Genomic DNA, 26,556 nt, shown 5'->3' with positions numbered 1-26,556 from the left:
CTTTGGGATAATTATTATTTTGAACCCGCATACTAATCCAAAATTTAAATAATGAAAAAATCCTACTTGTTATTACTCCTTTATTTCATTTGTTTTACACAGACCGGATTTACCCAAATTAATAATCAGCTCTTAAGCGTTATTGAACAGGAAGTCAACGAAAATTCGCAATTGGAAATCCTGGCACACGAATTATTGGATATAATTGGTCCTAGACTGGTAGGTACGCCACAGATGCAACAGGCACATGATTGGGCCCTAACAAAATACACCAATTGGGGCATTCCTTCCCAAAATGAACAATGGGGAGAATGGCGAGGTTGGGAACGCGGAATTACGCATATAGACATGGTATATCCAAGAATTCAGACCTTAAAAGGCACCCAACTGGCATGGAGTCCCAGCACTGGCAAAAAAGGCGTTACGGCAGAATTGGTTGTGCTGCCCACGGTTGCAGATTCCAATGAATTCAACAAGTGGTTAGCAAGTGTTAAAGGAAAGCTGGTAATGATTTCCATGAAGGAACCTACTGGTAGACCAGATTACAATTGGGAAGAATTTGCAACACCGGAGTCTTTTGAAAAAATGAAAAAAGAACGGGATTTATATGAGGATGAATGGTCACGAAATATGCAACGTACCGGATACGACCGCCGATCTCTGCCTTTAGCATTGGAAAAAGCGGGAGCTTCGGGAATAGTAACCTCCTATTGGTCCAAAGGATTTGGCGCCAATAAAATTTTTGGAGCGAACACGGAGAAAATCCCCACCATAGATCTAGAACTGGAAGACTATACCATGTTATACAGAATGGTAGAGGTTGGAGATCGACCTAAAATTAGCATTAAAGCCTTATCCAAGGAACTGGGAGCCGTACCTACATTTAATACGATTGCAGAGATTAAAGGTTCCGAAAAACCTAATGAATATGTTATTCTATCCGCTCATTTTGACTCTTGGGACGGTGGTACGGGAGCCACGGATAACGGCACAGGGACCTTAGTAATGATGGAAACCATGCGCGTACTAAAAAAATTATACCCAAATCCGAAAAGGACCATCTTGGTAGGACATTGGGGAAGCGAGGAGCAAGGGCTGAACGGTTCTAGAGCCTATGTGGAAGATCACCCGGAAATAGTAGGCAATATCCAAGCTGTTTTTAACCAGGACAACGGGACAGGAAGAGTTGTACAAATATCCGGAGGTGGCTTTTTGAATTCCTATGATTATATCTCCAGATGGCTATCTGCCGTCCCTGAGGAGGTAACAAAGCACATAGAAACCATATTTCCCGGAATGCCAGCTAGCGGAGGATCGGACAACGCCTCCTTTATAGCAGCAGGCGCTCCGGCTTTCGGACTTAGTTCGTTAAATTGGTCCTATGGGAGTTACACCTGGCACACCAACAGGGATACTTACGATAAGATTATTTTTGACGATGTTAAAAACAATGTGCTTCTAACGGCAATATTGACCTATATGGCCAGTGAAGATCCTGATGTGGCCTCTAAGGAAAGAAGAGCATTGCCCATAAACAAAAAAACAGGGGAACAAGGCACTTGGCCCTCCCCACGATCCCCTAATCGAAAGGGAGGATTGTAAGAATTTACCATAGATTTCCCTTTGGTTTGTAAAAAATAAAGCCTAACTTAATTTCAAGAATTTAAACCAGATTCAACCTGGATTTTTTAACCTAAAAACACTTAAATATGACTATCAATTTTGAATATGATGATGTAAAAGCAAGTGGCCGTTTAGAAGAATTGGCTACCAAGAAGTTAGAAAAATTAGAAGATAAATATGATTTTATTGTGCGTGCCGACGTTTTCTTCAAAAAAGAGAACACCTCTTCCCCCAATACCGGGTTAATTTGTAATATTAGACTCAGTGCTCCGGGCCCAAGATTATTTGCAGAATCCAACAATGGTAAATTTGAAATGGGCATCGCGGCTTCCGTAGAAGAACTTGAAAGACAATTGGAAAAAAGAAAAGGTAAGATGAAAACCTTTTAGGACTTAGTCCCATAATTAAATAAATGCCCTAGAAAAATTCAAAGTCCTTTCTAGGGCATTTTATTTTACCAATTTGGTAATAAAAATTTCAATTTGCTCAATCCTCAGCATCTTCAAATTTAGCATCTGCCAGGGTTTTCATCAGTCGGTCGGAAAACGGATTTTTATATAAATCTTTTAATAATTTTTTCCTTTTTCGGTCTGAAATATCCAGGGTATCCAAAATACCCTTTCTTCTCTTAGCTTCAACTATACGTTTTTTCTTTAAATTAATCCTGTCTTGGGCCGACAATATCATTTCTGGCTCATACTCTTCCAATATGGTCCATTTTTCCACTTTCAGCCTCTGTGCTACGCTATCTTTTTCTGCGGATTGGGCATATCCCTCCATTAGGAAAAATCCCGTAAAGAGCACTAAAACAGTACTGTAAATTCCCTTCTTCATCATTCCCAAATAGAGTCCCCTCTAATTTATAACAATTTTTCACCAAACTAAACCCTTAATTCAGTTTTCGCATACCGTATATCGTGTTTTTGAACATCCTGTCGATTATTTTCATAAACCCCTCATTTACAGCTATCCAATGCCCAAAAACGAGGCGGCCATTACCAAGTAAAAAAGATTGGTTCACTAGCTGTTAGTATTTAAAAATGATACTTACATTTGTGCCTTAAAATCATTCTGACTATGTTAATTTGGGGATCCTTTATTTTTCTGATTATTATATTTCTAGCACTTGATTTAGGCGTTTTCCACAAACATGAACATGTTATTAAAACCAAGGAAGCAAGCATATGGACCGCTATTTGGGTCACTGTTGCCTTCAGTTTTAGTGGCGTAATATATTGGTTATTCTCCAGCGGCCTTATAGATAACCCCACTGGATTAACACCCAATAATGCAGTCTTAAAATACATAACCGGGTATCTCATAGAATTGTCACTGAGTATAGACAATGTCTTCGTAATTGCAGTAATTTTCGGTGCCTTTAAGATTCCGCCCATTTACCAACATAGGGTATTGTTCTGGGGTATTTTGGGCGCCATTGTATTTAGGGCCCTAATGATAGTATTCGGCGTTGCCCTTATTACGAAATTTGAATGGGTAATTTATGTTTTTGGAGTCTTCCTGTTGTATACCGCCTTTAAAATGTTAAGGTCGGACGAAAGTAAATTTGACCCAAAAAACTCTTTCGTTTTCAAAAGATTGAAAAAGATATACCCCATTACAGCAACCTTAAATGGCCATGATTTCTTTGTGAAGCGTATGGGGGTCACTGCCGCCACGCCACTTTTTGTAGCCCTTGTAATCATAGAATTAACGGACATACTGTTTGCTTTGGATAGCATTCCAGCAATTTTAGCTATTACGGCAGATCCCTTTATTGTTTTTAGCTCCAATATTTTAGCAATATTAGGTTTAAGATCTATGTATTTCTTAATTTCCAGAATGCTGGAAAAGTTCAGGTATATAAATTATAGCCTAGTGGTTATACTAGCCTTTGTTGGTTTAAAAATGTTATTCTCCCATCATATCGAAATCCCTGAGTGGGTTTCCCTAACGGTAATATCGGTATCCTTGATAGCTGGCATAATTACCTCTTTGCTTATTCCGGAAAACAAGGCTATAAAGGAAGCCTAATTATTTTTATCCAATAATTTTAGGTCTATAATATTAAGAGCATCCCTTACCGTTTGCATTTTATCCATGTCCTCATTCTCTAATCGGATACCAAAAGTATCCTCTAGGTCCAGAATAATATCTACCAAATGGGCTGAATTGATATTCAGTTCCGTTACAAAATTACTCTCTTCCTGTACGGCCTCTATTGAAACATCTTCAGGAAGATACGTTTTAACAATTTCCTTAAGTCTGACTAAACGTTCGTCATTATCAACCATAATTACCTCTATTTATATTCCTTAAAGATAATACAGGCATTTACATCTCCAAACCCAAAACTTGCTTTTGCAATTATTTTTGGGCGATAAACAATCGTTTTTTGTGGAATTCGGGAAGCATCCACCACTTCCAGGATATTGGGATGTATATCTTCACTGTTTCGATTGCCAAAGACCACCCCCTCACGGTATTGCAATAGACTGGCCACGCATTCTACGCTTCCCGCTGCAGCCAGGCAATGACCTACCATACCTTTGGTAGAATTTATATAGGGAAAATCCTTGCCCGAGCACCCCAAAGCTTCACTCCAATTTCTAATTTCTTCAGCGTCCTTGGAGGTCGCGGTTAAATGGCCATTAATGACATCCACCGCTGCCCCCTCTATTCCGGCATCGGACAAAGCATCTAAAATACAGCGTTGGACCGCCTCACTATTCGGCGCCGTCATACTCCCTGCGCCGCGCTGTCCACCACTGTTTACAGAACCTCCCAGAACTTCTGCGTAAATCTTGGCTCCCCTGTCCAAAGCACTTCCCAAGGATTCCAAAACCAGGGCTCCCGCACCGCTTCCCGGGACAAAACCCGTTGCTGTGGCACTCATTGGCCTGCTGGCATCCTCGGGATTAACATTGTAATTGGAAGGAAGTATTCGCATGGCGTCAAAGCCTCCCCAAACATAGGGGCCGCTGTCATTACAACTCCCGACCAACATCCTCTTGGCCTTTCCCGACCTTATGCGTTCCAATCCCATAATAACCCCCTCTGTACCTGTTGCACAGGCCGATGAATTGGTGGTCACTTGATTGCCACATCCCAAAATCCCCCCCAGATATGCACTTATGCCACTGGCCATGGTCTGCATAACAGAATTACTGCCCAGACGTCTGGAGTTATTGTCATCTATCAAATAAATAGACTCCCTGAGCTTGTCTATTCCCAAAATTCCAGTGCCAAATATAATACCACTTTCCCAATCGGGTTTATCCTTATTGGCCTTGCCCAAACCAGCATCCATCCAAGCATCAGTTCCCGCCATTACCCCATAAACCACGCCACTTGAATTTAAGCCCTTAAGTTGTAAAGGGGTAAAGTAGGATTCTTTTAAACTTTCCGATATTTCAGGTTTTCCAGCGATTTGGCACCCGAAGCCCAAGTCCGCCAACTCCTGATGAAATGTAATTCCACTTCCTCCGCTACGCAGTGAATCATAAAAATTGGACAGGCCCACCCCATTGGGCGCACATACACCAAGTCCTGTTACCACTACGCGCGTGTTCATATATCAATATTCTTTAACATTCCGCTCAACACCCCCTTACTTACCAACTGAGCCTGTTGATTGTAAATCTTCACCTCGCATTTCAATTTGTTAAATCTAAAGTAAACCTTACTCGATTTTACTGTTACTGTTTCCATAGGATAAACCGGTAATAAAAATTGCATCTCGGAACTACTTAAGGCTACCTGATAATTCCCGGTAGCTCCCTCCTGACCATCCAACAAGAATATCCCCAAACATACCAATCCGATCTGCGCACAACATTCGGTCAGAATTACTCCAGGAGTAACGGCATGCCCCTTAAAGTGACCCTTATAGAAAAACTCATCCTCTTTAAAAGTGTAGCTACCTTCAATTGAGTTCTCCGTTACCGATTGAAGTTCATCGACAAATAAAAAAGGCTCGGTGTATGGTAATTTTTTAAGTATATTATTGAAATTAAGCATTTAAATTGAAATTATATAAACTATTACTTTAATTATATGGACAAGTATCATAAATATCTACAACCCATCAATTTAAACCTCGATTACCATTCCAGCAATATCCGTTGGGCAGAAAATCCAGGGCCAAAACTCAGTAACAAACCTTGCTCCCCTTTCGGAATATCCTTATCCATAAAACGCTCCAAAACATAAAGCACGGTGGCGCTGCTCATATTACCATACAATCTGAGCGTTTCTCTGGTATCGTCCAAATTCTTTCCCAACTTACCAAAAAGGCTTTCCACAGTCTCCACAATTTTCTTTCCCCCAGGATGAAATATTAAATGGTCCACTTTTTCAATAGAACTACCATAGCGCTTCAAAAAAGGATGAATAATATCGGGGAAATGTTCTGATATAACCTGTGGCACAAGGGGATCTAAAATCATTTTTAGTCCCAAATTGGTCAAATCAAAACCCATCAGCTGCGTAGCATCCTTAAAATGATACATTTCTTCCCCGACGATTCTTGGACCGGTATCCTCTTTTTCCGAGGAAACCAACACACATGCCGCTCCATCGCCAAAAATTGCGGCACTTACCACATTTGCCATAGAATAATCATTAAGCTGAAATGTGGCGGTGGGACTTTCAACAGCAACTATGGCCGCCCTTTTTCCTGGATTGGATTTTAGAAAATTACTGGCATAAATTAGACCTGAAACACCTGCAGCGCAGCCCATCTCCGTAACGGGCAAACGGATAATATCTTGCCTAAGGTCTAAATCATTTATAAGATAGGCATCCAAAGAAGGAATCATGATTCCAGTACAACTAACTGTTATAATATAATCCAGACTGTCCGGACTCCAACCGCTTTTGACCAGGGCCTGCTCCAATACGGTCTTTCCCAGTTTCTTCACTTCACGGATATACACATTATTTTTTTCTTCAAAAGAGGTGACACCAAAAACCTCTTCAGGACTCATAATGCTGTAACGTTTATCCACTGCTGCCCCTTCGAAAATTTTAAGTACTTTTCGCTGAAACCGTGTATCCTGACCCTTCATCCATTCTTCCACAAAAGGCAAAATATCCTTGGTGATTCTGCTGTATGCCGGTAATGCTTTGGTAACCGCAACTATCTTGGGTTCACTCATATGGTATATTTTTTTCCTTAACACGTATTATCCATAAATATCGAAACGCCCATCTCCAACTTATATGGTGTTCTAAATGGGGTAGATTAATGGAAAAAGCTACTAAATCCATTTTCGTAAATGCACTTTTTATGGAAACTAAACCATCATGCTTAGCAATCTTTGTTTTCATAAAAATAAGGCTAAAGAGTTTATAAAGGTAATAGGAAACTTTACTTCTTTGCAAATCATTTATAACGACTCCCAATCTGCTCAGTTTCACAAATTGATTAAGAAAAGTTGGTATTGTCTCGGAATCAAAATGATGCATGGTCAAGGTGCAAAGAAGAATATCACATTGTAGTTTGTTGGGTTCCAGCGCTAGAATATCCTGTTCCAAGAATCTTATATTAGGGTATTTCTTGGAATTTTCCTTAGCGAGTTGAATGGACCTTGAATTTAAATCGATTCCTATCAGATTTAATTCAAAGGACCTGTCCTTAAAATAAGAAGCAACTTCTCTTAACATGGCCCCATCCCCACAACCCATATCCAAAATTGTATAGGAATTTTGAGGGTTATCCTCAATGATACTGTTTAAAGCCCTTAAAGAAAGGTAAAAACCTTGTAAAACCTTATTGACCATATTTATATCCGCATAAACTTCCTGCAAAAGCAAGGAATCCAAATTGGGATCATCCATTAGTTCCCTCTCACAACTACGGCTCGAAAAATTCATTCGCATTCAATTAATTGTCCATGGGTATTCTTAATTAGCATATTCACCATATATGGAGACTTTGCCATTAGGCCCATAGCCATATTTGAGACTTTTTCGTTTAGCAAAGCCCTTTGAAGCTGCCTGCCTATCCATAGTCTCCTAGAAAACATTTGCCTCCACTGTCTTTCATAGTCACTTTCCAATTGATGCCGATCCACAGAACCATTACTAAAATAAGCGTCCATTGATTCCGAGGCCATTTTAGCACTATGAATCGCCATGGCCATACCATTCCCGCACAAGGGATGTATTAGGCCTGCAGTATCTCCACACATAAGGATATGTTTTTCCACAGGTTTTTTTTTGTGAAATGAAATCTGCCCTATAGCCAGTGGTTGATCAAATAGCATCTCGGCATTATTTAGAAATTTATTCAAATAGGGGTTCTTAGCTATAACATTCTGGTTAAAACTATCAACATCCTTCTCTTTTTTAAAGCTATCATAGGAAACCAGATAACAGAAATTAACGGCATCGCTCTCTGTCTTGGACAGACCGCCGTAACCGCCCCTGAAATTATGGATTGCCACCAGATTATCCGGAAATGAATTCGACTTATAATGGGCCTTTACCCCCAACCAGGGCGACTTTTTCTGTATAAATTCGCGCTGCAGTTCTTTATCCAACATCCCTCTTTTACCATAAGCGCCAATTACAAATTTGCCCTTATATTCCTTACCTGACTCTGTGAGGACTCCAAAGCTGTCGTTTTCAAATTCAACCGAGGCTACATTTTCAGGAATAACAAACACCCCCAACGCAATTGCCCTTTTATATAAAGCGTTATCAAAAGTAAACCTGCTCATACCAAAACCACCCAATGGCAACTGAGCCTTCAATGTTTTACCATTTACGGTACTAAACAACATTTCATTGAGCTGAACTGTTTTTGGCAATGAAACCCCTAAAAACTCCATATATGGCAATACTTCGTTGGAAACATATTCCCCACAAACCTTATGATGGGGATATTGTTTGGCTTCAAAGACGGCCACATCGTAGTTTTTTAGTTTCAAATGAATGGCAGCCGTTAATCCTGCCAGACCTCCTCCAACAATTATAACATCAAAAGAATCCATTAAGAAAAGGTACAGAAAATAAACAAAAAACCCGACGAATATCGTCGGGTTTTGTATAAGGTGTAAGCTATTTTTATTGATTGGCTTTCCTAATCGCTTCTTGTTGCAAAGCCTCATTGGCAACGATCACCAATTCTACCCTACGGTTTTTGGCTTTACCGGCAGCCGTACTATTATCTGCCTTTGGCTGGGACTCACCATACCAAGCTGTAGTTAATCTACCTCCTGAAATACCATGGCTAACAAGGTAATTGGTCACAGATTGTGCACGTTGCTTGGATAAGTTTAAGTTGTAATCATCCGGTCCTGCGCTATCGGTATGGCCTTCTATCAAAATATTGGTATCAGGATATTCTTTTAAAACCCCTACCAATCGATCCAATGTTGTTGCGGAAGTACCTTTAACATCAGATTTGTTGGTGTCGAAATACACACCTGCATCCTCATTAAAAGTTACATTTATTCCTTCACCAACCCTAGTAACTTCTGCACCGGGAATCTCTTCTTCAATACGTTCGGCCTGGCGGTCCATTCTATCACCTATATAACCACCGGCAACACCACCTACAACAGCTCCAATTATGGCGCCCAAAGCAGTATTACCGCCCTTTCCTACATTGTTTCCTAAAACACCACCAATAACTGCACCACCGGCAGCACCCGTTGCTGCACCTCTTTGCTTATGGCTGGTGTTCTTAACTGCCTGACAACTATTGAATGTAGCTAAAATCATCAAAATACTTAAACTACTTACTATTATTTTTTTCATCTGAATTTATTTTTTAATGTTAGTCCCTATTACTGGGATCATCTACCTCCATCTACACAGAAACTATGCCAATCGCCACTTGTCCCAATATTCGTATGTAGGTGTTTTGGATATTGTTGTTTATAATGTTTGGTCGTTTTTTGAAAAGTCGTAGACCACAGTCAACGGTTGTCCCTCAACTGTAACTTTTGATGTCAACCTCATTTGTTGATCGCTCAGCAGTTCAATGTCCAACCTATATCCTAGCCCCCCGGATATATCCTTGTATTTATCATCGATGAATTTAAACTGCAATTGACTGGTCATTCCTTCCCTATCCAAAACAGACCAACGGATAAAGCGCTCTACTTCATCACAATTACTACCGTTTCCCAACATGTAGCTACCTGTACTATTATTATTTCTAAAAAACCAGGTACTGCCCTCAAAACATGAGGCATCGGCGTCATTAAATAGTACGGATTTAAATTTCCCCTGACTTCCTTGATAGGAAACATTGTTTAAAATCCAATTACCACTTAAAACTTTCCTATCCTGTCTTGCCGCCTTGGAAACGGAACAGGAGGTAACAAGACCAGCTGTAAACACTAGTAATAATATAACCTTTTTTAAATGCATAATTTTCATATTTATTATTTGAACTTATATACGTAGAAACTGAAAAAAAAGTATGTGACAAGGATCAATAATATGAACATAAAAACTAAAGCCTTAAGCCACAGTATTCTTTCCAGACATATTATTTTCAAAACTATAGTAAATGGGAACAATGGGTTTGCTCCAAAAGAAATATTATTGACTTTACCGAAGCGCAGTTAGTCAAAATCGTAGAAGACACCATCAGCTTGGCATCTGGAGCAACTAAATGGCATTCCTCCAAAAAAACAAGGGAAAGCATTGCTTTCCCTTGTGCATCAACAGCCAAAACTCTAATATTAAAACCAACAAACAGACTGTTAACAACCAACATTATAATTCCACCAATATCATCGTATATAGTTCTTCTTTTAATTTGTGAAAAGATTCCAAGATGGACGCATATAAATTGCGGTATTCCTCATGCTTGTTTATATAGTATATATCACACTCCATATCCTCACATTCGTGCAAATTCACCATGGAATTCTTATATCTATAAAAAACGCCCAAATGCAGTTTGTTTTCCATGGCCAATTCATTTAGCTGACTACCTAGGTCCCCGCCATTGGACAACTTCTTTGCTATATTTATCAATATCTCAAGTTCGTTTCCATTGCCTACAAGTTGAACGATCCAATTGTTTAACTCCAGTGCATCTTTTTTGGCAATTAGCCTATCATCCGAATCATGTTCATAAAATACCTCCATAATTACAACAAGATATCAGAGTTAATAGTGCTATGTTGTTGCTTTACATCGGCAACCTTAAGGGTTTGTTCCCCATTTCTAAACTCCCAGATAATATCGTCCCCTTTGGCATAACCAATAACTGCAGCACCCATAGGGGTCAATATGGATATTTTACTATTTTTAAAATCTCCTTGAGATGGAATTACCAACTGAAATTGTTTTGACCATCCGTTAACTGCCTGGATTGTTACCATTGAATTAAACCTTATAACATCTTTAGGCATTTCTTCCTCACTGTAAACTACTGCGGACTTTAACTCCTCGGTTAGCTTATTAATGGAATTCTTATAAGTATTATCGGTATAAAACCCGGATACATTTACCAAACGTTTTAAAAGGACGAATTCCTTCTCTTCCAACACTAAATTTCCGTACTTCATAATCTTGTAATTTTATAATAATTTATGGAAATATTCCTCTTTGAACATAGGCCTTTTCTATTCTTTCTATAGCGATTATATAGGCTGCTGTCCTCATATCCCCGTCCCTTTTTTCGGCCATTTCATATACCTTTTCAAAGACTTCCTTCATTTTCTTTTCCAACTTGAATAAAACTTCCTCCAATTGCCATAGCTCCCCATTTCTATTCTGTAGCCATTCGAAATAACTACCTATGACACCACCTGAGTTACAGAGAATATCCGGTATTATTCCAACACCGTTTTTAAGCAGAATTTCCTCGCCTTCCACATCCGTAGGGCCATTTGCACCCTCGGCTATTAAAAAAGCCTTGATCTTACCCGCATTTTCGGCGGTGATCTGATTCCCCAGGGCCGCTGGTATACAGATATCGCAATCCAATTCAAAAAATTGATCTTTATCAACGGCTTCCGCCGAGCTATAGCCTACTATGCTGCCTTTGTTAGTTTGCATATACTGGAACAATGTGAAAACTTCAATGCCATCACTATTGGTAATACTGCCATAGGCATCCTGTACACCCACTAATTTGGCTCCCTCGTTCTCCAGGAAATGTGCAGTCCAATAGCCAACATTACCAAAACCTTGTACTATAAACCTCTTGTTCCTAAGGTCAACTTTTTTCTTTTCGGCCCACAGTTTTATATTTAGATAAACTCCATAGCCTGTAGCTCTATCCCTACCTTCCGAACCTCCAGAACCCAAGGGTTTTCCTGTAACCACGTGCTGATTCCTGGACCTTTCCGCAGGAGATTTTGTAGACATATACGTATCCACGATCCAGGCCATGGTCTGTGAATTAGTATTCACATCCGGTGCCGGTATGTCGTGCTCTGGACCAATATTATCGCCCAAGGCGTATGTAAATCTTCTTGTAATCCTTTCCAATTCCGCATTGGAATATTTGGAAGGGTCAATCTGTATTCCTCCTTTTGCCCCACCATAGGGCAGCCCTGCCAAGGAGGTTTTCCAGGTCATCCACATAGCTAAGGCCTTGGCCGCATCTATGTCCACCGTTGGGTGATAACGAAGTCCACCTTTATATGGCCCCAAGGCGTTATTGTGCTGTACTCGGTATCCTGTAAAAACTTCGACATCTCCATTATCCATTTTAACAGGAAAATGTATAAGCAATTCATTATTTGTAATGCTGAGTATTTTTCTAATATTACTGTTTAAATCAATAATATCGGCAGCATGGTTGAATTGACGCATCACGTTTTCCAACATGCCCTGTTTCGACTCTGTTTTTGACTTTGTAATCATAAAATTCTATTTAGAATAATCTTACTTGACTTTTTAAAACCAATTGATCTCTGTTGGGTACCATTCCTGAATCCGCTGATTCATATTCGTTGCATTGCCAAATATGGGTCTTGTTTTTAGTGAGTACACAAGTTTTAAAATACTCACAACTCGGACATAAACTAGTTTCAACTCGCATAGCAGTATAATTTAGAACTAGGTTGAAGGCAACTAGAATGCCAAAAAATATGGAACGAGCACAATAAAAATATAATCAACTAAAAATCAATACATTGACCTGTAATCAACAAATATTACTTGAGTATAAGTGTGGTATATTTCCCCCACATGGGTAATATTTACCCACTATAAAAAAATGGAATTATTGAATTTTTTGACGCAGCGTTTTGCGATCGATCTGTAGAATATCCGCCGCCTTGGATTTATTATGGCCAGTTGCCTCCAAGACCTTTAGGATGTATTTTTTTTCAATTTCCCTTAACGGCAGCAAAGCCTCTTCGGGAAAATCTATTTTATACTTCAAATTGTCCGGTAAATTTTCTATTTCAATTCTTTTATCGCACATAATTACCGCTCTTTGAATTACGTTTTCCAACTCCCTAATATTTCCCGGCCAAGGGTAACGTTCCAGGAGCGTTAGGGCTTCAGGAGCAATCGTAACCAACCTATCCTTGTACTCCACACCGTATTTGAACAAAAACTTCTCAACCAATAGAGGTATGTCCTCTTTGCGCTCCCTGAGCGAAGGAACATTTATTTCCACAACGGTTAATCTATAATACAGGTCTTCCCTGAACAATTTCTTCTGTACTTGGGAATACAAATTACTGTTAGTAGCTGCAATGACTCGGATATCTATTTTTTCTATTTTTTGGGAACCTACTTTTACCACCTCTTTTTCCTGGAGCGCCCTTAACAATTTGGATTGAACCGAAAGTGAGGCATTGCCTATTTCATCCAAAAAAAGTGTGCCCTTGTCGGCGGCTTGGAAAAACCCGTTTCGATTTTCATTGGCACCCGTAAACGCTCCTTTGGCGTAGCCGAAAAGCTCGGCTTCCAATAAACTTTCTGGAATGGCACCACAATTCACCGCTATAAAAGGGGCTCTGGAAAATTTCCCCGTATAATGTACAGATCGGGCCACCAATTCTTTTCCTGTACCACTTTCCCCTTGAATCAATACCGTTGCCTTGTTGTCTTTTACCCTATCTATAATGTCGGTCACCTTTTTTATGGCCTGGGACTCCCCTATTAGCTCACCATAATCACCTACATTATTATTTCTAGGGGTTATATTATTATTGGAACCGTCTTTGTTAACTAAATTGTCCGAGAACGATTTTAAAACAGCCTGCCTTAATTCTTCCTTAGTAAAAGGTTTTACCAAGTAATCTAACGCCCCCGATTTTATTACACTCAAGGCATCATCAACAGATGGATAACCCGTAACGACCAATTTTGGCAGCTTTGGATAATGTTCGGACACGTATTTTACCAATTGCAATCCATCCACATCGGGCATCTTAAGATCCGTAATCAAAAGGTCTATTTTGGAATCTTTTAGGATAATCAGCGCTTCCTTAACAGAAACAGCTTTGTAAGTATGGTAATTAAAAGATTGTAGGTGTCTATGGATGAGCTCCAGTATATTTACGTCATCATCTACGATCAGTACATTTTCTTTATTAAAACCCATAATTTTTAAATTTTTGGAAAAGCAATGGTAAATATAGTCCCTTTGGGTTTGTTGGACCTATAGCTTATAACGCCTTTATGACTTTTAACTATACCGTGTACAACACTTAAACCCAATCCAGAACCTTCTCCAACAGGCTTGGTGCTATAAAAGGGTTCAAAGATCTTATCACTGATTTTTGGGTCAATGCCTGGCCCTTCATCCGATATTCTTATTTCCACCTTATCATCGGCTTCCTTCACATCGATTATAATTTTTCCCTTGACAGGCGAAAAATATATGGCATTTAGAATCAAATTAAAAATAACCTGGGTCAATTGAATGGTATCTACCCTTAGCAAAATGGATTGTGCATTAAATTTGAGTTCACGATCAATTTTCTTTTTGTTAAGACTTGGTTCCATTAAATTAATGGCATTGGCAATTATCGGGTTTATATTCACCAAAGTCATTTGCTGTGGCATCTCACAGGCAAAGAACATTAATTTTTTTACCACCTCCCTTGAGAATATGGCACTATTTATAATTTTATCTAGGTCCTTATTAGCTTGGGTATCTTCGGCTATCCGCGTTTTTAATAATTCTGAAAAACCCAGTATATTCGCCAAAGGGGTATTTAGCTCATGGGCAATCCCAGCGGTAATTTCACCTAAAATACCTAGGCGGTCCGCTCTTTCCATTTTACGTTTTATTATAATCTCATTGTCCTTTATCTGCTTTCTCTCCAAAAGATTACCTACTTCCAGACAAACGTTTTTCAGCAATTTTTTTTCTTCCTGCAAAAAATCGGTGAGTTTATAGTTTGGCTTGGGATAAGCCACATGTATTTCCCCAACTTTCTTATTAAATACTTGCACACTTTCTTCCAAGAAAAGGGCATCAACCGGATAATCTGCCGTTGCTATATTATACTGGTCCGTTAAGAGTTTTACTTGCGCTACATCGTTAAAACGCCAAGCTTTCTGCAAACAATATAAAATACCTTTTAGGGCGTCTTCAATTTGGTCATAGTCACAATTAACAATAATGGAAGTTACCTCATATAAACAAGTAAGCTCCTTAATTCGTTCCTTTAGCTTTTCTTCCGCTGTGATCATCCGTATTATAGATATTTTAATTCCAGAAACCTTTTAATAGGCTAACAACCTAAATAACTCATTTGCAAATCGCTCTTTGGGCAAATAATTATTTTCCAAATTTTTAGCAAAGGGAATTGGAGTCTCCAAACTGGCTACCCGCATAACTGGGGCATCCAAGAATTTAAAACAGTTTTCCATTACCAAGGCCGAAATATCACTTGCTACTCCCCCAAACAGACTGTCTTCCTGCAAGATAATGAGTTTACCCGTTTTTTGTACGGAGGTGTAAATAGCATCCATATCCATGGGCTGTAGGGTTCTTAGGTCCAACAGATCGGCCTTTATATCTGGATTATCCTTTAAAATATCCAGGGCCCAATGTACTCCTAGTCCATAACTAACAACGGTAATATCCGAGCCTTCTTTTAAGAGAGCTGCTTTGCCAAAAGGCAAGGTGTAATAATCCTCTGGCACTTCTTGATAAATACTCCTGTAAAGTCCTTTATGCTCAAAAAATAATATTGGATTGGGGTCGTTTATGGAAGTGGCCAAAAGACCTTTGGCATCATAGGGAAACGCAGGATATACCACTTTTAATCCCGGGGTTTTGGTAAACCATGCCTCGTTGGTCTGGGAGTGAAATGGACCAGCACCTACACCGGCACCGCAGGGCATCCTTATGACTACATCGGCATTTTCTCCCCAGCGGTAATGCACCTTTGCCAAATAGTTTACGATAGGATTAAACCCCGTACTTACAAAATCTGCAAATTGCATTTCCATTACCGATTTCACTCCGTTTATTGAGAGCCCCATGGCCGCGGAAACCACAGCTGATTCACATATAGGGGTGTTTCTAATACGCTCCTTCCCGAAGGTTTGCACAAAACCCTCCGTAATTTTAAATACGCCTCCATAATCCGCAATATCCTGACCCATAACAACAAGGTTGTCATGCCTGTCCATGGATTGCTTCAGCCCTTGGGACACGGCATCTATCAATCTAATATTATTTGTGGTGGAACCGTGGTTATATTGCTGATAATCAAAGACCTTATAAACATCCCTTAACTCCTTGGTTTGATCTACTTCAATTTCTTGCTCCGAAAAAGCCTTCTTTAGATCATAGTCAATTTCCGCGTAAATTTCATTTTTAAGGGTTTCTATCAAATGTGCGGAAAGAATCTTTTCATCCAACAGAAATTTTTCAAAATTTACGATCGGATCTTTTTCCTCCCAAGCGTCCAATAGATCCTGGGGCACGTACTTGGTTCCGCTCGCCTCTTCATGGCCTCGCATCCTGAAAGTTTTAAATTCCAACAAAACCGGTCTTGGATTTTTGCGCATACTTTTGCAAATCCCATCAACCGTAGAAAACACTTCCAATATATTGTTACCGTCCACAATCTGCGATTCCATTCCGTAGCCTGGGCCCTTATCCGCTAAATTTTCACATTTATACTGTTCATTTGTTGGTGTGGACAGACCATACCCATTATTTTCTATACAAAACAATACAGGCAAATTCCAGACAGCTGCAAGGTTTAAAGACTCATGAAAATCGCCCTCACTGGTGCCTCCTTCTCCTGTAAAAACTGCCGTCACCCTTTTATTGTTTTTAAGAAGGTCTGCTAGCGCAATCCCGTCCGCCACACCCAACTGGGGACCTAAATGGGATATCATTCCAACAATTTTATATTCTTGGGTGCCAAAGTGAAAACTTCTGTCCCTACCATTGGTAAAGCCATTGGCTTTTCCCTGCCATTGGGAAAAAAGTCTGTGCAAGGGTATGTTCCTCGTGGTAAAAACCCCTAGGTTACGGTGCATGGGCAATATATACTCGTCTGGAGTCAAAGCGCTTGCCACTCCCACCGAAATCGCCTCTTGTCCAATACCACTGAACCATTTTGAAATTTTTCCTTGGCGAAGGAGAATCAGCATTTTTTCCTCTATCAAACGAGGTTTTAACATTCGTTGATAAAGTTTTAATTGCATGGCTTTATCAACACTATCGCCTTTATATTGCATGTTATGTTTTTATACTTTTTATCGATATTAATTTATAAATGTAACAAATCGGAAAAACAAAGTTGAATATTTTTTCAATAAGATTGCCTATATATTTATTAACTTTGATGTAATAAAAAATAAGGTTGATGAGCGCAATACCCAGTGTAAATCTTGAAGATTTCATATCCGGCGATAAAAAAAGAAAAGAAAAATTTATAAAGGAAATAGGCAGTGCCTTTGAGGACATTGGCTTCGTGGCCTTGAGTGGTCATTTTTTGTCCGAAAAATTGGTCGAGGATCTATATACAGAAATAAAGAATTTTTTCAACCTTCCCCAGGAAGTCAAAGACAAGTATGAAATTCCTGACATTGGAGGGCAAAGGGGGTACACCTCCTTTGGAAAAGAACACGCTAAGGGAAGAAAGGAAGGCGATTTAAAGGAGTTTTGGCATTTTGGACAATATGTGGAAAATAATCCAAAACTGGAAAAGGCATATCCCCCGAATGTAATGGTCGAGGAGTTGGATCATTTTGATGAGACGGGCAAGAAAACCTATAAAATGTTGGAAAAAACGGCAAAATATGTTTTGCGTGCGCTTGCCTTGCATTTGGACCTCGATGAAACTTATTTTGATGAGTACATTAAAAATGGTAACTCTATTTTAAGGCCTATACACTACCCCCCTATTAAGGAAGAACCAAAAAATGCGGTAAGAGCTGCGGCCCATGGGGATATTAACTTAATTACCCTATTAATGGGAGCCCACGGAAAGGGCCTTCAGGTAAAAAATCATGAGGGAGAATGGGTAGATGCCATTGCCAAACCCGATCAACTGATGATCAATGTAGGAGATATGCTATCCCGTTTAACCAATAATAAATTAAAATCCACCATACACCAGGTGGTTAATCCTCCCAAGGAGTTATGGGGCACCTCCAGATATTCCGTGCCCTTTTTTATGCACCCCATTAGCGAAATGCCATTAAATTGTTTGGAGAATTGTGTGGATGACGAACATCCTAAACAATTTGAGGATATTACTGCTGGGGACTTTTTGCATGAAAGACTGATAGACCTAGGCTTAATAAAGAAGTAGATTAAGGTTGATCCATGCTTTATTATTGTCTAAGGAAGTAAAGAACCTTGAGTATTAACATTTAAACATGGACACTATGAAAAATTTAATTTTATCAATTGTAGTATTGACAATTTTAGCATTTGGTGTAGTTAAATCTACCCTTACAGATGCGGAGAGGGAATTTGCCGTTAAAGAAATGACAAAGTCCCATGATCATTTTTTAAATACCTTGGATGGGTTGAGTGAGGAACAGCTCAACTACAAAATAACAGATGACTCTTGGTCCATTGCGGAATGTGCAGAACATATCGCAATCTCCGAAAATATGATCTTTGGTATGCTTCAAGCCACTTTGGCCACTGAAGCAGATCCATCCAGACGCTCTGAAGTAAAAGTCTCCGATGAACAATTAATTGCCATGATAAAAGATCGTAGTAATAAAGTAAAAACGGGAGAGGATTTTGAACCATCAGGGAAATACGGTAGTTTTGAAGAAACAGTCGCAGAATTCAAAAACAAAAGAAAAGAACATATAGATTATGTAAAAAGCACCCTGGATGATCTGCGAAATCGCTATCAACAGCTTCCATTTGGAACCGTTGATGCCTATCAAATTCTTCTTTTTATGTCCGGCCACACGGAAAGACATATAAAACAAATGGAAGAAGTAATGGATGACGAAGATTTTCCAATGGAATAAATTGGGTAATTACAGGATTACAACCCATTCCTACAAATTGACCTTTTGTTAAGAATGGGTTTTTATTTTTGTCCTGAAATAGTATTTTAGCATAATTTTTAGAACTAACAATGGACTTAAAAGATCAATTAAAGAATCTATTTCCGGATCATACACCATCGGAAGATGACAAAAAGAAGAGTATAAAAAACGATATTTGGCTACAGGAGGCCCCGATCATTTGCAAGTATGAAAAAAGGAAGGGAAAACCCATAACCATTTTAGAGGGGTACACAGGGGCGGATGAGGATTTTAAAAAATTAGCCAAAGAACTGAAAACCAAGCTTAGTGTGGGCGGAACTTTTAAAGATGATTCTATAATAATACAAGGGGATTACAGGGATAAAATAATGAAAATACTACAGGAAAAAGGATTTAAAGTAAAACGCGTAGGTGGTTAGATTTTTGTTAATTATTTTTTGATCTTAAGATAAAACACTACATTTATTAGCCACAACCTAAACCACCATTACAATGAGTTCCCAATTACACATAACGAACGGCGACATGTTCACCGAAAAATTAAGAACCCTGAAATTGGAAGGGGAAATTATTACTTGGCGCGAAATGCTGTGCGAAGGTAAGACGGAAACTAATGTTGGGAGCGAATCATTTTGGAAAACGAGGTTCGAATTTTTAAATAAAAACTATAAAGTATCCAAGTCTTGGTTCATAGATAAGACTTTAAAGGAATACCGTACCCTATGTAGTCACAAAAAGGAAGATAATATAGTTCTTTGGTTTGATTACGATCTATTTGATCAAATAAATATGTTGGCCGTAATAAGTTGGCTAAAGACACACAGACCTTATGCCGAAATTTCCTTGGTATCCGGTGACGAGAATGAAAATTTGGATAATTTGTTCGGACTTGGGGAATTGGCGGATGAACAGCTTTACAAATTTTATACCAATCGTACCCTTTTAACTCAAGACGATATTGAATATGCCGATTATGTTTGGCAATTGTATTGTAGTGACAACCCGATTAGATTGGAAAATCTAAAAGACTTTGACAGTTTTCAATTTTCCCACCTTTCCGGGGCTATCGAGGCCCATTTATTGAGATTTCCTACCATAAGAAATGGCCTCAATGAAGTAGAAAATAATATTTTGCGATTGGCCCGAAGCGCCAAGCCCAAAACCAAACTGGAATTACTGAATACAGTCTTAAAAAATCAAGGTCGTTACGGTTTTGGCGATACCCAATACGAGCGTGTTATAACTAAATTAAAACCTCTTTTCACTAATTTCAGCCCCGTAAAACTTTCTAAAAAAGGTATGGAAATTTTGGAAGGAAAGACCAGCTATTATTCCTGTATCCAAGAAAACGATGCCTATTTGGGCGGTGCATTAAAATATAACTTCCTATACAACTCAGAAACGGACCGTATTTTAAAATTATAAAATGAAATTTGGTTCTTCAGAGCTAATCCTTAACGCAGACAAAAGCGTATACCACCTTAATATATTACCCCAGGACCTAGCAGATACCGTAATCACTGTTGGCGACCCCGATAGGGTAAAGCAGGTTTCCCAATATTTTGATAAGATCGATCTAAAAAAAGGAAAGCGCGAATTCCTTACCCATACTGGATGGTTAAACAAGAAGCGCATTACCGTAATTTCTACTGGAATTGGCACTGACAATATTGATATTGTTCTAAACGAGTTGGATGCCTTGGCGAATATAGATTTTGAAACAAGGACTATAAAAAAGGTCAAGAGGCAATTGGATATTATCCGAATTGGAACTTCCGGTGCCATACAAGCGGATATTCCCATAGATTCTTTTCTAATGAGCGAATTCGCCATTGGACTGGACAGCCTATTGCATTTTTACGACAGCTCACATATTAAACATCCACAGATACAACAAGCATTTTTAAAACACACCAATTGGCATAAGGACAAATCCACGCCTTATGTGGTTACCTATAACAAATTACTGGCAGAAAGATTTGTGTCGGACAAAATTCAACTCGGATTTACCGCTACAAATGTTGGCTTCTATGGCCCCCAAGGACGTATTTTACGGCTAAAATTGGAAGATAAAAATATGAACTCCAAATTGGCCAGTTTTAATTATGATGATAAGCGTATCACCAATTTGGAAATGGAAACCTCAGGAATTTATGGCTTGGCAAAACTACTGGGTCATCGGGCTGTATCCCTGAACTGTATTGTTGCAAATAGGCCCAACAAAAAGTTTTCCTTAAGACCGGATTTGGCAATGGACGAATTAATTAAGTTTACCATAAACAAAATAGCCGAAGGATTTGATGTCTGACATTAGTTAAATTATTGATTATAAGAGTTTTACTGTATATAATCTACACTAAAAGTTTAATTTCTAAATGGTGAATTACACCTAGAGATTGGTTAACAAACCATATAAATAAGTTTGATTTGAAAAATGTAAATATTGTTGGTGTTCCCGAACACTTTAATTTTCCTTGGCAGCTAGCAATCGAAGAAGGAGCTTTCGAAGCTAGGGGCATTAACTTGCAATGGAAAGATATTCCCGAAGGAACCGGTAAAATGGCACAATTATTAAAGGACAATGAAACCGATCTGGCCATTATCCTGACCGAAGGAATTGTAAAAAGTATCACCGAGGGCAATCCTTCGAAAATAGTACAGGAATACATAGCTACTCCCCTCTTATGGGGAATCCACGTGGCGGAAAAAAGCGGCTACAATACACTAAAAGATTTAAAAAATAAAACCGCAGCCATAAGTAGATTTGGGAGTGGTAGTCATTTAATGGCTTACGTAAACGCCCAAAAACAGGGTTGGGATACTAAAGATCTGAAATTTGAGGTAATCAATAATCTAGATGCTGCGGTGGCCTCTTTAACCGAAGGTAAGTCAGATTATTTTATGTGGGAAAGATTTACCACAAAACCGTTGGTGGACCAAGGTATATTTAGAAGAATTACAGATTGTCCTACTCCATGGCCTTGCTTTGTAATTGCCGCCACCGACAAGTTTTTAGCTGAAAATTCTGGCATCTTGACTCATATTCTTGAGATAATTAATGTATACACTTCGGATTTTAAACGGATACCCAGCATAGATCGTACACTGGCCAATACCTATAAGCAGAAGCTTGAGGATATTCAACATTGGCTATCCCTAACGGAATGGGGACAAAAGAATATTGGCAAGCACAATTTGGAATTGGCACAAAATACCTTAAAGGAATTAAACCTCATTGAAAGGATAGTTCCCAGTACAGAGATAATTTACTAGAAAGGTTCAAGTGAACCCAGTATTTGTCGCTTTAAGTCTTAGCTGACTTCTAGTCGTAAAAATAGGACTGAATTATACTTCTAAAGTTTATATCGGACAGCGGTTTGTGTAGGCACTCTTTGACTTGGGGATTGGATAGGGCCTTATAAGTAACTTCTTCACATCCATTTGCAGTTAATACGGCTATAACTACCTTTTCTTTTTCTTCTTGTCTAAAAAGGATATTAAAAGCCTCCAGAAATTGCCATCCATCCATTATTGGCATTTCAATGTCCAGTATCAACAAGAAACTTCCCTGATCTATATCATTAATATTTTTCTCTATGAAATCTAAGGCTCTATGTCCGTCCGTAACGGTATCTATTTCTAGATCTGGAATTAGTTTTTTTAAAAAAAGTTTATTTAGCATATTGGTAGTTCCGTCGTCATCAACCAATAACACCCATTTTAATCTAGTGGAATTCATTAACTTATTAATCTTTAAAATCAAATGTGCTTTATTAAATTATGTTAAATAGATCAAACAAAAAATACAAATATAGATTTAGTTAATAGTACATTAACACTTTTGGATAAAAAAATCATATAAATATTCTTTTGTTATATCGTAATGGTAAAACAGATGTTTTGAGACACGTTGGCTCCCTGAATACCGAACGGTTTTATTTAAAAATCAATTTTACAAATCCCGAATTACCAGTTAATAGGTTGTTTTTCATTTTCCATTAAAATTCCATTCGTTTTACTAAAATGCTTGTTACCAAACCAATATCCCCTATTGGCACTCAAAGGAGACGGATGTCCGGAAGTCAAAATATAATGCTTTTTTGCATTGATCAACTTTGCCTTCTTCTTTGCAAAGCCGCCCCATAATAAAAATATCAGGCCCTCTTTTTCTTCCGATAGTTTGTGAATACCGGTATCCGTAAAAGTCTCCCATCCTTTATTCTGATGACTTCCAGCTTCATGCGCCCTCACCGTTAAAGTAGCATTAAGCAATAAAACCCCTTGGTCTGCCCAACGCTCCAAATTTCCACTCTTAGGATATGGGGTTCCCACATCACTTTCTATTTCCTTAAAAATATTAATCAGGGAAGGCGGATGTTTTACACCCTCATTTACGGAAAAACAGAGTCCATTGGCCTGTCCAGGGCCGTGATATGGATCCTGTCCAATTATAACCACTTTGGTATCCATTAAATGACAATGGTCAAATGCCGCAAAAATATCACTCTCCTTGGGGTAACAGGTCCGTTCAATATACTCTTGTTCAATAAAATCGGTCAGGGATTTAAAATTAGGCGTATTAAAGTCCTTGGACATAAGACGGTACCAACTATCATGTAATTTAAATGTCACTTAATAAATTATTTTGAGGATTAACACTTATTACATACTCGAATTAATTAGTACCTAATTAGTCCCTTTTCACAAGGAATAACATCAAAAATAAGTAAAAATGAAGACATTTATTTATAAATAGCATTAAATTAGAGAATTATGATAGTCGGAGATCTTGTTTACCTTAGGTATTAAAATAAAACTCGAAATAAACCTTTTACAATTTTTATAGTCCAACAATGGAACTTAAGTCCAAAATGTTGATTGCAGAAGAAACTCTTGTAATACAATTAAAGCATAAAGACCATCAGGCGAAGGCTTTTGAGGTGCTGGTGAACACCTACAAGGAAAGTTTGTATTGGCATATCAGAAGAATTGTTTTAAACCATGAGGATACGGATGATGTGCTTCAAAATACTTTTATAAAGGTGTTCCGCAATATAGATGGCTTTAAAGGGGACAGCAAATTATATTCTTGGATGTATAGGATAGCGACTAATGAAGCTCTGACATTTTTAAAATCCAAATCGCAAAAACTTAAGGTGAGTAATGAGAAGTTGGTAAATAAGGCAGTTGAAGACTTAAGGGCTGATGTCTATTTTGAAGGTGATGAGTTTCAACTTAAATTACAATTGGCAATTGCAACTCTTCCTGAAAAACAAAAATTAGTCTTTAATATGAAGTATTTTCAGGAATTGAAGTATGAGGAGATTTCGGAGATATTGGAGACCAGTGTAGGTGGGTTAAAAGCCTCCTATCATCTGGCTTCAAAAAAGATTGAAGCTTTTTTAAAAGAAAACTAAACCTTTTATATTGTTCAAGGTCAAACTATTGAAATGAATAGAATAAATAAAAATAACAGCTTTAAAGTACCGGAAGGCTATTTCGATAGCCTGTCTGCCAATATTATGGACAAGATTTCCAAGGAGGAAGCCTCAATGTCTCCAAATGAAGGGTTTAAAGTTCCTGAAGGTTATTTTGATGATCTAAACACCAAAATTTTACAAAAACTGGAAAATTCATCGGTGGAGACAAAAGTAATCCCCCTCAAGTCCTATAAAAAACACTTTTATGCAGTTGCCTCCGTTGCAGCTGTATTACTGCTTTTCATTGTAATTCAATTCAACAGCGACAAAACACTGTCATATTCGGATTTGGCCAATTCCGAGATTGAGCAATATTTTGAATTTAATGACCTGGAACTTTCCTCCTATGATTTGGCGGAAATACTTCCCATAAATGACATGGACCTCAACGATATCCTGGAAAATAGGCTGGATAATGATAATATTATAGATTACCTGGACACCCATATTGAAGATTTTGAAGAATTAAATTTGCACAATGATGATTAAAAAAATAAAAATACTTGCCCCTCTCCTATTCCTTGTGGCTACCTTATCTCTAAGCTCCCAAGAAAAACAGGATTGGGAAAAAATAAAATCCCTAAAAGTAGCTTTCATTTCAGAAAGACTGGAACTTACTCCTAAGGAAGCCCAAAGTTTTTGGCCCATATATAATGAGCATCAATCCAAAAAAGAGGGGTTCTTCAGAGTAGAGCGCTTTGAAATAGGTAACGAAATAAAAAAATTGGATGCCCTTTCGGATGCTAAGGCCAGTGAGCTTCTTAGCCGTATGCAAAAGTTGGAGGAAGAAAAACACAAGGCAGAAAAAACTTATATCGAAAAAATATCCAAGACCATTTCGGCAAAAAAGACCATTCTATTGATGCGTTCCGAAGAGGATTTCAAACGTCAATTAATAAAACAATATAGACAGAGAAGAGGTAGTAAGTAGAAGCTAACTTATTTCAAAGGTTATAGAATACAATACCTAAACAACATCCCAATGGTTGTCTAATGAAATATTAGTTTTGCAATTCTATTTTTCCCTGCCGCATATGCAGTAGTGTCGTTAAGGAATCTCAAGGTGTAAAAAGACTCATCTGAAAGTTGTTTCCAAGTCTCTCCTGCATCAGGGGAATAAGCCACACCATTAAATCCTACGGCTATGAGGGATTTACCTTCTGAATTTGGTACAAATTGGACACAGCTCCTAAAGTCTGGTAGTTTTCCATTGGCAATCAGTTTCCATGTTTTACCGCCATCCCTGGTAATTGCCTTATTGGCATTATCTATTTCTGGCTTGGTATAGTCCCCGCCAAATACAACCCCTAAATTTTCGTCATAAAAATCAATGGAGTAAATACCTTGTGTTGGTTCTGAACTTTCTATTGGGGTTTTTATCACCGTCCAATTAAAACCTTTGTCCTCAGAGTAATACACATTTCCGCTTGTGGTAACTATCCATGCCTTGTTGCCCAACAATTTAATATTGGTATTACTTGCCGCAAAAGCCCCTTCTCCGGGTTCCGATTTGGGCAAGGAAGAACAAGCTAGCTTATTCCACGTATTACCACCATCCCTGCTAATAATTATTGAAAGACACCCATTCATACTATCCCCAATGGCAATGCCCTCCTGATTGTTCCAAAAGGCCATTGCATCATAGAATACCTTATCGTCCTCTTCTTTGTAAACCAATTCCATATCTCCGCTATCCCCTGTCTTGTACAACAAGGCCGGATTACCCACCGAAAGCATGAAAAAATCTGCTGCATTTTGTGCTACAGCCCGGAATTCAGGTAGAATGCTATCATATTTTTGGGTATTTACCCGCACCTTATTGGTCTTAAGGTCAACCAATCCAAAAGCACCCTTATCGGCAGCGAATGCCATATTGCCCCCGTCCATAATTTGTATAGCTCTAAAACTCAATGAATCCGTATAAATGGTCTCCACTTCCACGGTGTTAAACCTGCTCGTTTCTTCCTTTTCGGAACATGAGCATAAAATAAAGAGTATAAGGATTGCCAAATAGTTTCGCATGGTTATA

At 38.5% G+C, this 26,556-nt stretch carries 30 protein-coding genes; 12 read left to right on the top strand and 18 right to left on the bottom strand.

The annotated features are described in order from the left end of the window. Positions 1–51 precede the first annotated feature (51 nt). Positions 52–1,602 carry a M20/M25/M40 family metallo-hydrolase gene (locus tag MWU78_RS08675; protein WP_246997012.1) on the top strand — a complete coding sequence of 517 codons (1,551 nt, stop codon included), beginning with the start codon at positions 52–54 and terminating at the stop codon, positions 1,600–1,602. A gap of 107 nt (positions 1,603–1,709) precedes the next feature. Continuing rightward, the gene (locus tag MWU78_RS08670; RefSeq protein ID WP_246997010.1) at positions 1,710–2,012 is read left to right on the top strand and encodes an HPF/RaiA family ribosome-associated protein; all 303 of its coding nucleotides are present in this window, start codon (positions 1,710–1,712) and stop codon (positions 2,010–2,012) included. 97 nt (positions 2,013–2,109) lie between these two features. On the opposite strand, the gene MWU78_RS08665 is transcribed toward MWU78_RS08670, so the two are convergent. Next, the gene (locus tag MWU78_RS08665) at positions 2,110–2,460 is read right to left on the bottom strand and encodes a hypothetical protein (protein WP_246997008.1); all 351 of its coding nucleotides are present in this window, start codon (positions 2,458–2,460) and stop codon (positions 2,110–2,112) included. A gap of 240 nt (positions 2,461–2,700) precedes the next feature. Here MWU78_RS08665 and MWU78_RS08660 point away from each other — a divergent pair, with 240 nt between their 5' ends. Next, complete coding sequence (locus MWU78_RS08660; RefSeq protein ID WP_246997006.1) at positions 2,701–3,654, top strand: TerC family protein; 954 nt, start codon at positions 2,701–2,703, stop codon at positions 3,652–3,654. Here the strand turns inward: MWU78_RS08660 and MWU78_RS08655 are convergent. The 14 genes from MWU78_RS08655 to MWU78_RS08590 all read right to left on the bottom strand — a co-directional run bounded on the left by MWU78_RS08655 (position 3,651) and on the right by MWU78_RS08590 (position 17,265). Then, positions 3,651–3,914, bottom strand: coding sequence for a phosphopantetheine-binding protein (locus tag MWU78_RS08655; RefSeq protein ID WP_246997004.1), 264 nt, complete (start codon positions 3,912–3,914; stop codon positions 3,651–3,653). The genes MWU78_RS08660 and MWU78_RS08655 overlap by 4 nt on opposite strands. Positions 3,915–3,922: 8 nt before the next feature. After that, positions 3,923–5,194, bottom strand: coding sequence for a beta-ketoacyl-[acyl-carrier-protein] synthase family protein (locus tag MWU78_RS08650; protein ID WP_246997002.1), 1,272 nt, complete (start codon positions 5,192–5,194; stop codon positions 3,923–3,925). Next, a complete protein-coding gene (locus MWU78_RS08645) occupies positions 5,191–5,640 on the bottom strand; it encodes a hydroxymyristoyl-ACP dehydratase (protein WP_246997000.1) in 450 nt (149 codons plus the stop codon). Before MWU78_RS08645 ends, MWU78_RS08650 begins: the two co-directional genes overlap by 4 nt. Before the next feature lie 83 nt (positions 5,641–5,723). After that, on the bottom strand, positions 5,724–6,779 hold the full coding sequence (locus MWU78_RS08640) for a type III polyketide synthase (RefSeq protein ID WP_246996998.1): 1,056 nt from the start codon (positions 6,777–6,779) through the stop codon (positions 5,724–5,726). Continuing rightward, on the bottom strand, positions 6,772–7,497 hold the full coding sequence (locus MWU78_RS08635) for a methyltransferase domain-containing protein (RefSeq protein WP_246996996.1): 726 nt from the start codon (positions 7,495–7,497) through the stop codon (positions 6,772–6,774). The genes MWU78_RS08640 and MWU78_RS08635 overlap by 8 nt, the downstream gene beginning before the upstream one ends. Next, positions 7,494–8,618, bottom strand: a complete 1,125-nt coding sequence (locus tag MWU78_RS08630) for an NAD(P)/FAD-dependent oxidoreductase (RefSeq protein ID WP_246996994.1) — start codon at positions 8,616–8,618, stop codon at positions 7,494–7,496. The genes MWU78_RS08635 and MWU78_RS08630 overlap by 4 nt, the downstream gene beginning before the upstream one ends. 73 nt (positions 8,619–8,691) lie before the next feature. Beyond that, complete coding sequence (locus MWU78_RS08625; protein ID WP_246996993.1) at positions 8,692–9,387, bottom strand: OmpA family protein; 696 nt, start codon at positions 9,385–9,387, stop codon at positions 8,692–8,694. A 120-nt stretch (positions 9,388–9,507) separates the two neighbouring features. Continuing rightward, positions 9,508–10,005 carry a lipocalin family protein gene (locus MWU78_RS08620; RefSeq protein ID WP_246996991.1) on the bottom strand — a complete coding sequence of 166 codons (498 nt, stop codon included), beginning with the start codon at positions 10,003–10,005 and terminating at the stop codon, positions 9,508–9,510. Positions 10,006–10,356: 351 nt separating this feature from the next. Beyond that, positions 10,357–10,734 carry a hypothetical protein gene (locus MWU78_RS08615; protein ID WP_246996989.1) on the bottom strand — a complete coding sequence of 126 codons (378 nt, stop codon included), beginning with the start codon at positions 10,732–10,734 and terminating at the stop codon, positions 10,357–10,359. Between the two features lie 2 nt (positions 10,735–10,736). Next, complete coding sequence (locus MWU78_RS08610) at positions 10,737–11,156, bottom strand: GreA/GreB family elongation factor (RefSeq protein WP_246996987.1); 420 nt, start codon at positions 11,154–11,156, stop codon at positions 10,737–10,739. Between the two features lie 22 nt (positions 11,157–11,178). After that, on the bottom strand, positions 11,179–12,462 hold the full coding sequence (locus tag MWU78_RS08605; RefSeq protein ID WP_246996985.1) for a Glu/Leu/Phe/Val dehydrogenase: 1,284 nt from the start codon (positions 12,460–12,462) through the stop codon (positions 11,179–11,181). A 361-nt stretch (positions 12,463–12,823) separates the two neighbouring features. Continuing rightward, complete coding sequence (locus MWU78_RS08600; RefSeq protein ID WP_246996984.1) at positions 12,824–14,158, bottom strand: sigma-54 dependent transcriptional regulator; 1,335 nt, start codon at positions 14,156–14,158, stop codon at positions 12,824–12,826. Positions 14,159–14,163: 5 nt separating this feature from the next. Beyond that, complete coding sequence (locus MWU78_RS08595; RefSeq protein WP_246996982.1) at positions 14,164–15,255, bottom strand: HAMP domain-containing sensor histidine kinase; 1,092 nt, start codon at positions 15,253–15,255, stop codon at positions 14,164–14,166. A gap of 33 nt (positions 15,256–15,288) precedes the next feature. Continuing rightward, on the bottom strand, positions 15,289–17,265 hold the full coding sequence (locus MWU78_RS08590; RefSeq protein ID WP_246996980.1) for a dehydrogenase E1 component subunit alpha/beta: 1,977 nt from the start codon (positions 17,263–17,265) through the stop codon (positions 15,289–15,291). A 128-nt stretch (positions 17,266–17,393) separates the two neighbouring features. Between MWU78_RS08590 and MWU78_RS08585 the strand changes: the two genes are divergently transcribed. From MWU78_RS08585 to MWU78_RS08560, 6 genes are all read left to right on the top strand, one after another. Next, positions 17,394–18,344, top strand: a complete 951-nt coding sequence (locus MWU78_RS08585; RefSeq protein ID WP_246996978.1) for a 2-oxoglutarate and iron-dependent oxygenase domain-containing protein — start codon at positions 17,394–17,396, stop codon at positions 18,342–18,344. A gap of 76 nt (positions 18,345–18,420) precedes the next feature. Beyond that, positions 18,421–19,026 (top strand): DinB family protein, encoded by a 606-nt coding sequence (locus tag MWU78_RS08580; protein ID WP_246996976.1) that lies wholly within the window; start codon positions 18,421–18,423, stop codon positions 19,024–19,026. Positions 19,027–19,136: 110 nt separating this feature from the next. Continuing rightward, on the top strand, positions 19,137–19,466 hold the full coding sequence (locus MWU78_RS08575) for a translation initiation factor (protein ID WP_246996974.1): 330 nt from the start codon (positions 19,137–19,139) through the stop codon (positions 19,464–19,466). 73 nt (positions 19,467–19,539) lie between these two features. After that, complete coding sequence (locus MWU78_RS08570; protein WP_246996972.1) at positions 19,540–20,472, top strand: DUF1835 domain-containing protein; 933 nt, start codon at positions 19,540–19,542, stop codon at positions 20,470–20,472. A 1-nt stretch (position 20,473) separates the two neighbouring features. Further along, entirely contained in the window at positions 20,474–21,355 is an 882-nt protein-coding gene (locus tag MWU78_RS08565; protein ID WP_246996970.1) for a nucleoside phosphorylase, read from the top strand. 119 nt (positions 21,356–21,474) lie between these two features. Next, the gene (locus MWU78_RS08560) at positions 21,475–22,320 is read left to right on the top strand and encodes a substrate-binding domain-containing protein (protein WP_246996968.1); all 846 of its coding nucleotides are present in this window, start codon (positions 21,475–21,477) and stop codon (positions 22,318–22,320) included. Between the two features lie 49 nt (positions 22,321–22,369). On the opposite strand, the gene MWU78_RS08555 is transcribed toward MWU78_RS08560, so the two are convergent. Further along, positions 22,370–22,786: a response regulator gene (locus MWU78_RS08555; protein WP_246996965.1), complete on the bottom strand. Its 417-nt coding sequence runs from the start codon at positions 22,784–22,786 to the stop codon at positions 22,370–22,372. A 227-nt stretch (positions 22,787–23,013) separates the two neighbouring features. Beyond that, positions 23,014–23,679, bottom strand: coding sequence for a uracil-DNA glycosylase (locus tag MWU78_RS08550; RefSeq protein WP_246996963.1), 666 nt, complete (start codon positions 23,677–23,679; stop codon positions 23,014–23,016). 221 nt (positions 23,680–23,900) lie between these two features. On the opposite strand from MWU78_RS08550, the gene MWU78_RS08545 reads away from it, so the two are divergent. Genes MWU78_RS08545 through MWU78_RS08535 form a run of 3 tightly spaced genes read left to right on the top strand, consistent with a single transcriptional unit; the run spans position 23,901 to position 25,458 of the window. Next, positions 23,901–24,464, top strand: a complete 564-nt coding sequence (locus tag MWU78_RS08545) for an RNA polymerase sigma factor (RefSeq protein ID WP_246996962.1) — start codon at positions 23,901–23,903, stop codon at positions 24,462–24,464. 33 nt (positions 24,465–24,497) lie between these two features. Further along, positions 24,498–25,016 (top strand): hypothetical protein, encoded by a 519-nt coding sequence (locus MWU78_RS08540; RefSeq protein WP_246996960.1) that lies wholly within the window; start codon positions 24,498–24,500, stop codon positions 25,014–25,016. Continuing rightward, entirely contained in the window at positions 25,006–25,458 is a 453-nt protein-coding gene (locus MWU78_RS08535; RefSeq protein WP_246996958.1) for a hypothetical protein, read from the top strand. The genes MWU78_RS08540 and MWU78_RS08535 overlap by 11 nt, the downstream gene beginning before the upstream one ends. A 59-nt stretch (positions 25,459–25,517) precedes the next feature. Here the strand turns inward: MWU78_RS08535 and MWU78_RS08530 are convergent, their stop codons facing one another. Further along, positions 25,518–26,549: an oxidoreductase gene (locus MWU78_RS08530; RefSeq protein ID WP_246996956.1), complete on the bottom strand. Its 1,032-nt coding sequence runs from the start codon at positions 26,547–26,549 to the stop codon at positions 25,518–25,520. Positions 26,550–26,556 lie beyond the last annotated feature (7 nt).

The sequence above is a fragment of the Arenibacter sp. F26102 genome, assembly GCF_023015865.1.
GTDB lineage: Bacteria > Bacteroidota > Bacteroidia > Flavobacteriales > Flavobacteriaceae > Arenibacter.
The sequence above is the reverse complement of the archived record's forward strand: the minus strand, read 5'-3'. Positions and strand labels throughout refer to the sequence as shown.